Raw genomic sequence first — 6,839 nt, 5'->3', positions numbered from 1 at the left:
TGGCGGCACGACTGCCCGCAGGCGGAAGGACCTGATCCGCGCACCGCACGGCGGCCCGAAGGCCCGCAGGGGGGCGAAGGATCACCCCCGCCACCCGGCGGCGCGGCACGGCCGCCCGCGGGGCGCCCGCGGCGTCACACGGCCGCCGCGCGGGCCTTGCGGGCGGCGGGAACCACCAGCGGCGTCCCCGCCTCCGGGTCCTCGATCACCTGGCAGCGGATCCCGAACACCCGCTCCACCAGCTCCGCCGTCACCACGTCCCGCGGCGCGCCCTGCGCGACGACCTCCCCGCCCCGCAGCGCGATCAGATGGGTCGCGTACCGCGCCGCGTGGTTGAGGTCGTGCAGCACCGCCACCAGCGTCCGCCCGTGCTCCTCGTGCAGCTCCGCGCACAGGTCCAGCACGTCGAGCTGGTGCTGGATGTCCAGGTAGGTGGTCGGCTCGTCGAGGAGCAGCAGCGGCGTCTCCTGGGCGAGGGCCATCGCGATCCACACCCGCTGCCGCTGACCGCCGGAGAGCTCGTCGACGTACCGGTCGGCCAGTCCGGCGACCCCGGTGCGCTCCATGGACTCCTGGACGACCCGCTCGTCCTCGGGGGACCACTGCCGCAGCAGCCCCTGGTGCGGGTAGCGCCCGCGGGCCACCAGGTCGGCGACCGTGATGCCGTCCGGGGCGACCGACGACTGCGGCAGCAGCCCCAGCGTCCGCGCCACCTTCTTCGCCGGGAGCGACTGGATGACCTGCCCGTCCAGCAGCACCCGCCCCTCGCTGGGCCGCAGCATCCGCGACAGCGCCCGCAGCAGCGTCGACTTGCCGCAGGCGTTGGGACCGACGATCACGGTGAACGAGTTGTCGGGTATCTCCACCGACAGCTCCCGCGCGATGACGCGCTGCTCGTAGGCGAGGGTGACGTTCTCGGCCGACAGTCGGTTCACGGCGCCGGTGCTCCTCTTTCGCTTCAACGTGTCGTCCCTTCCGACGCCGGGGCGCGCGCTCATACCCGCCCGGCCTTCCGCTCGGTGACCAGCAGCCACAGCAGGTAGACGCCGCCCAGCGCGCCGGTGACCACGCCGACCGGCAGCTGGTCGGAGCCGAAGGCCCGCTGCGAGAGCAGGTCGGCGACGATCAGCAGGGCCGCGCCCATGAGCAGGGACGGCACCAGGTTCGGCCCGGGCGACCGGGTGAGCCGCCGGGCGAGCTGCGGCGCGGTGAGCGCCACGAAGGCCACCGGCCCCGCCGCCGCCGTGGCGGCCGAGGCGAGCAGCACCGCGCAGGCGAGCAGCACCAGCCGGAGCCGCTCGACGCGCACGCCCAGCGCGTAGGAGGCGTCGTCGCCCATCTCGGTCATCCGCAGGCCCCGCTCGTTGGCCAGCACCACCGGCACCAGCACCGCGCACAGCGCCAGCAGCGGCCACACCTGCGCCCAGTCGCGGCCGTTGAGCGAGCCGGTCATCCAGACCACGGCCCGCGCGGCGTCGACCATGTCGGCCTTGGTGATCAGGTAGCTGTTGACCGCGGTCATCACCGCGCTGACGCCGATGCCGACCAGCACCAGCCGGTACCCGTGCACGCCGCGCTTCCAGGCCAGCGCGTAGATCGCCGTGCCGGTGACCAGGCCGCCCACCAGCGCGCCGGCCGTGACCGCGGCGGCGCTGCCGGAGAACAGGACGATCATCGTCAACGCGCCCGCCGTCGCGCCCTGGCCGAGGCCGAGGATGTCGGGGCTGCCGAGCGGGTTGCGGGAGACGGCCTGGAACAGCGCCCCGGCCAGCCCGAGCGAGGCGCCGACCAGCAGTCCCACCAGGACCCGCGGCAGCCGCAGTTCCCGCACGATCAGCTCGTCGGCCGGATGGCCCGAGCCGACGAGGACCGAGAGCACGTCGGCGAAGGACATCGGGAAGTCGCCGGTGCCGATCAGCACCACCGCCGCGGCGAGGGCGACGCCGGTGAGGAGCAGCACCACGGCCACGGAGCGGATCCGGATCCGCAGCGAGACGCGTCCGCCGATCCGCAGCACGGGCTGCCGGGTGGTCTTCAGGGTGGTCACAGCTGCGCCGTCCTCCGCCGTCGGACAAGGAAGATGAAGAGCGGCCCGCCGATGACCGCCGTGACGACACCGACCTGAAGCTCCGAGGGCCGCACCACGACACGGCCGATCACGTCGGCGCCCAGCAGCAGCACCGGCGACAGGACGGTGGCGTAGGGCAGGATCCAGCGCAGGTCCGGCCCGGTGAAGGAACGCACCACGTGCGGCACCATCAGGCCGACGAAGACGATCGGCCCGCACGCCGCGGTGGCCGCCCCGCACAGCAGGGTGGCCGCCAGCATGGACAGCGCCCGGGTCCGGTTGAGGTGGGCGCCGAGGGCGCGGGCGGTGTCGTCGCCCATCTCCATCGCGTTGAGCGGCCGGGCCAGTGCCAGCGCCAGGACCGTTCCGGCCGCGAGGAACGGCAGCACCTGGCCGATGCTCTGCCAGGACGCCGAGCTCAGCGAGCCGACGGTCCAGAACCGCATCCGGCCCAGCGCCGCCTCGTCGAGGATCATCATCGCCTGCAGGTAGCCCTGCAGCGCGGCGGCGATCGCCATGCCCGCCAGCGCCAGGCGCACCGGCGTCGCGCCCCGGCTGCCGCCGAGGAACCACACCAGCGCGCCGACCAGCATGGCGCCGGCGAAGGCGAACCACACGTAGCCGCCGATGGAGGTGACGCCGAAGAAGGTGATGGCGGTGACGACCGCGGCCGAGGCCCCGGCGTTGATGCCGAGCAGACCGGGGTCGGCGAGCGGGTTGCGGGTCAGCGCCTGGAGCACCGCTCCGGCCAGGCCGAGCGCGGCTCCGGCGAGCAGCCCCAGCACGGTCCGCGACAGCCGCTCCCCCACGACGACGTCGCCGTAGGTTCCGGTGTCCGCGAACAGGCCGTGCCAGACCTGGCCCACGCCGAGCGGTTTGGCGCCGACCGCGATGCTCGCCGTCGCGACGACGACCAGCAGCGCGAGCGCGGCCAGCAGGCCGGCGGCCTTCACGGCGGAGCGCCGCCGCGCGGGCTCGGCGGGCGGCGTCTCGACACGCTGCTTGGAGGGAGTGTCTACGAACACCCGGTTAGGTTAACCTAACCAACCTCCCGGCTCGATCCCCGTCGACCGCCGGTCCTCCGGACCTGCCGGCCGGTCACAGCCCCAGCCGGGCCAGCGCCTTCTCCGCGCCCAGCCGGCAGGCGCTCCCGCCGGCCGCCGTCCAGGCCGCCGCGCACAGCGCCCGCAGCCCGTCCAGCGCCTCGCCCTCCCCGCTCAGCGACAGCTCCTCCGGCCCGGCGACGGCCTTCCAGCCGCCGCAGCGGAACCCGTCGCCGTCCGCCGTCACCTCGGGCTGCGGCGCCAGCAGGCCCCGCAGGTCGGCGTCGACGTAGGTGGGCCGGTGCTCCGGCGGCGCGGCCAGCAGCCGGGCGCCGTCGGTCACCCCGGTCAGCACCAGCAGCGAGTCCACGTCGCCGTTGTGGGCGCCCTCGATGTCGGTGTCCAACCGATCCCCTACCACCAGCGGCCGCCGCGCGCCGGTGCGCAGCACGGTCTCCCGGTGCATCGGCGGGAGCGGCTTGCCCGCCACCCGCGGCTCGGCCCCGGTGGCGATCCGCACCACCTCGACCGCCGCCCCGTTCCCGGGCGCGATGCCCCGCGCCGTCGGCACCGTCAGGTCGGTGTTGGACGCGAACCACGGCAGCCCGCGCCTGATGGCGTAGCAGGCCTCCGCGAACCTCCCCCAGGTGATGTCCGGCCCCCCGTACCCCTGGACCACGGCGGCCGGGTCGTCGTCCGCCGACTCCACCGGCTCCAGGCCCCGTTCGCGCAGCGCCACCCGCAGTCCCTCGCCGCCGACCACCAGCACCCGGGATCCCGGCGGCAGCGCCTCGGCGACCAGCCGTGCCACCGCCTGCGCCGAGGTGATCACCTCGTCGGCCCCGGTCGGTATCCCCAGTTCCGTCAGGTGCCCGGCGACCGTGCCGGGCGTGCGCAGCGCGTTGTTGGTGACGTAGGCGAGCCGCATGCCGGCGTCCCTCGCAGCGGCCAGCGAGTCCACCGCGTGCACGATGGCCTCGCCCCCGGCGTAGACCACGCCGTCCAGGTCGAGCAGGGCCGTGTCGTAGACCTCGTGCAGCACCTGCCCGCCGCTGCTCTCCGGCCGCGTCCTGACCGTCCGGCTCATGTGCATCGCTCCTCCCGCACCGATGGGGCTCCGGCCCCCTTCCCCCGATGATCCCTCACCTCCGCCGCGCACATACGATGCCCCAATGAGCACAGCAGGTCACCGCGGCGAGCAGGGGCGGCACGGACTCGAACTCAGCCCGTTCCGCGGTCTGCGCTACGCCGCCGACCGGGTCCGCTGCCTGGCCGCCGTCACCTCCCCGCCCTACGACGTGGTGGTCCGTCCCGACGGGCTGCACCACCTGGAGGCGCTGGACCCGCACAACATCGTCCGGCTGATCCTCCCGCAGGCCCTCGACCCCGCCGAGCGCAACGCCCGCGCCGCGCAGACCCTGCGCCGCTGGCTGGACGAGGGTGTCCTGACCGTCGAGGAACGGCCCGCTCTCTACGTCTACGAGCAGCGGGGCGTCGACGGCCTGCTGCAGCGCGGTCTGATCGGCGCCCTGCGCCTCTCCGACCCCGCCGAGGGGGTGGTCCTCCCCCATGAGGACGTCATGCCCCACGTGGTGGCCGACAGGGCGGCCCTGATGCAGGCCACCTCCGCCAACCTGGAGCCGCTGCTGCTCAGTTACCGGGGCGACGGGGACGTCTCCGGCGCGGCGGCCGTCGTCGAGGCGGCGGCGGCCCGCGAACCGCTGCTGGCCACCGTCTCCGAGGACGGTGTCGCCCACCGTCTCTGGGCGGTCACCGATCCCGCCGAGCAGGCCGCCGCCCAGGAGGACCTGCGCGGGCGCCGGGCCCTCATCGCCGACGGCCACCACCGCTGGGCGACCTACCTGCTGCTGCGCGACTCCCAGCGGCCGTCGCCCGGCCCCTGGGACCACGGTCTGGTGCTGCTGGTGGACAGTTCCCGCTATCCGCTGCGGGTCCGCGCCATCCACCGTCTGCTGCGCCGCCTGCCGGTGCCCGAGGCGCTCTCCGCCCTGACCGGTCTCTTCCGCGTCCGCCGGCTCGACGCCGCCCTGCCCGGGGCCCTGGAGCACCTCGCGACCGCCGCCGGCCGGGGCAACGCCTTCCTGCTCGCCGGCGACGGCGCCTTCCACCTGGTCGACCGCCCCGACCCGGACCTCCTGGCCCGTACGGTCCCCGCCGGTCCGCCCGAGGCCTGGCGCTCGCTGGACGCGACCGTCCTGCACCGCGCGCTGCTGGACGACGTCTGGCACATCCCCGAGGACTCGCCGGAGCAGATCACCTACATCCACGACGCCGAGGCCACCGTGCGGCAGGCCGAGCGGGAGGGCGGCACGGCCGTCCTGCTGCACCCGGTGCGTGAGGAGGTCGTGCGGGAACTGGCCGAACAGGGCGTGACCATGCCCCGCAAGTCCACCTCCTTCGGCCCGAAGCCCGCCTCCGGCCTGGTGCTGCGCCTCGTCGGGGAATGAGGGGCGGCGGGACACGGGAAAGGGCGGGGCCTGTCGGCCCCGCCCTTTCCCTCACTTCACGTGCACCTCACGCGCCCGGACGGCGCGCGGTCACCCGCCGTCAGACCTCGTCGCCGTCCTCGACGGACTCGGAGGCCTTCCGCCCGGTCTCCTCCTGCCGCTCCTCCGTCTCGGCACCGGCCTCGTCGGCTTCCGCGTCGGCGTCCTCGCCGGCCTCGGGGGCGGTCTCGATCACCGGCTCGCCCTCGTCGGCGGCGTCCTCGTCGAGCGCGTCCACGAACTCCACGCCGTCCAGCTCGGCCAGCCGGTCCGAGGCGTCGGTGCTGCCGTCGCGGTCCGACTCGACCGCCTTGGCGAACCACTCACGCGCCTCGGACTCGCGACCGGCCTCCAGGAGCGCGTCGGCGTAGGCGTAACGCAGCCGCGCGGTCCACGGGTGCACGGCGCTCGAGGCGAGCTCCGGGCTCTGCAGCGTCACGATCGCCGCGTCGAGCTGTCCCATGTCGCGGCGGGCGCCCGCCGCGACCAGCCGCATCTCGACCTGGCCGGCCTTGTCGAGGCGGTGCACCTCGGCGGCGCCCGCCATGTCCAGCGCCTTCTCCGGACGCCCGAGGCCCCGCTCGCAGTCGGCCATCACGGGCCACAGGTCCACCGTGCCGGTCATCCGGCGGGCGGCGCGGAACTCGGCCAGCGCCTCCGAGAACTTCTGGTTCGCGTACGCGGCGAAGCCGGCGGCCTCACGGACGGCGGCGACGCGGGAGGCCAGCCGCAGGGCGACCCGGGAGTAGCCGTAGGCGCCTTCGGGGTCCTCGTCGATCAGCCGGGCGACCATCACCAGGTTGCGCGCGACGTCCTCGGCGAGCGTCTTCGGCAGGCTCTGGAGCTCCTGCTTGACGTCCTTGTCCAGTTCGTCGCCGGTGACGTCCTCGGGGATCGGCAGCCGCTTGATGGGCTCGCGGTCGCGCTCACGCTCCCGCTCCTCGCGGAACCGCCCGCCACCGCCGCCACCGCGACGGTCGTCACGGCCGCGGTAACCACCGCGGTCGTCGTCCCGGCGTCCGCCCCGGAAACCACCGCCGGGACGGCCGCCACGGTCGTCACGGCGGAACCCGCCGCGGTCGTCGTCACGACGCGGGCCGCGGTCGTCGCGACGGTCGAACCCGCCACGCTCGCCGCCACGGTCGTCACGGCGGAAACCACCGCGGTCACCACCGCGGTCATCGCGGCGGAAGCCCCCACGGTCGCCGCCGCGGTCGTCGC

At 74.9% G+C, this 6,839-nt stretch carries 6 protein-coding genes; 1 reads left to right on the top strand and 5 read right to left on the bottom strand.

Annotated elements, in window-relative coordinates:
• Positions 1-134 precede the first annotated feature (134 nt).
• The 4 genes from A2U95_RS22215 to A2U95_RS22200 form a co-directional block, all read right to left on the bottom strand.
• Positions 135-935, bottom strand: coding sequence for an ABC transporter ATP-binding protein (locus tag A2U95_RS22215; protein ID WP_166026009.1), 801 nt, complete (start codon positions 933-935; stop codon positions 135-137).
• 59 nt (positions 936-994) lie between these two features.
• A complete protein-coding gene (locus tag A2U95_RS22210) occupies positions 995-2,038 on the bottom strand; it encodes a FecCD family ABC transporter permease (RefSeq protein WP_166026026.1) in 1,044 nt (347 codons plus the stop codon).
• Positions 2,039-2,043: 5 nt separating this feature from the next.
• Entirely contained in the window at positions 2,044-3,093 is a 1,050-nt protein-coding gene (locus A2U95_RS22205; protein ID WP_166026007.1) for a FecCD family ABC transporter permease, read from the bottom strand.
• Positions 3,094-3,166: 73 nt separating this feature from the next.
• Entirely contained in the window at positions 3,167-4,198 is a 1,032-nt protein-coding gene (locus A2U95_RS22200; RefSeq protein ID WP_166026005.1) for an HAD hydrolase-like protein, read from the bottom strand.
• A gap of 85 nt (positions 4,199-4,283) precedes the next feature.
• Between A2U95_RS22200 and A2U95_RS22195 the strand changes: the two genes are divergently transcribed.
• A complete protein-coding gene (locus A2U95_RS22195) occupies positions 4,284-5,579 on the top strand; it encodes a DUF1015 family protein (RefSeq protein ID WP_166026003.1) in 1,296 nt (431 codons plus the stop codon).
• 100 nt (positions 5,580-5,679) lie between these two features.
• Here A2U95_RS22195 and A2U95_RS22190 read toward each other — a convergent pair whose 3' ends face one another.
• Positions 5,680-6,519: a tetratricopeptide repeat protein gene (locus A2U95_RS22190; protein ID WP_206283015.1), complete on the bottom strand. Its 840-nt coding sequence runs from the start codon at positions 6,517-6,519 to the stop codon at positions 5,680-5,682.
• Positions 6,520-6,839: the final 320 nt, after the last annotated feature.

The organism is Streptomyces chilikensis, from assembly GCF_001642695.1.
GTDB classification, from domain to species: domain Bacteria; phylum Actinomycetota; class Actinomycetes; order Streptomycetales; family Streptomycetaceae; genus Streptomyces; species Streptomyces chilikensis.
This window is presented reverse-complemented; position numbering and strand designations above follow the sequence as displayed.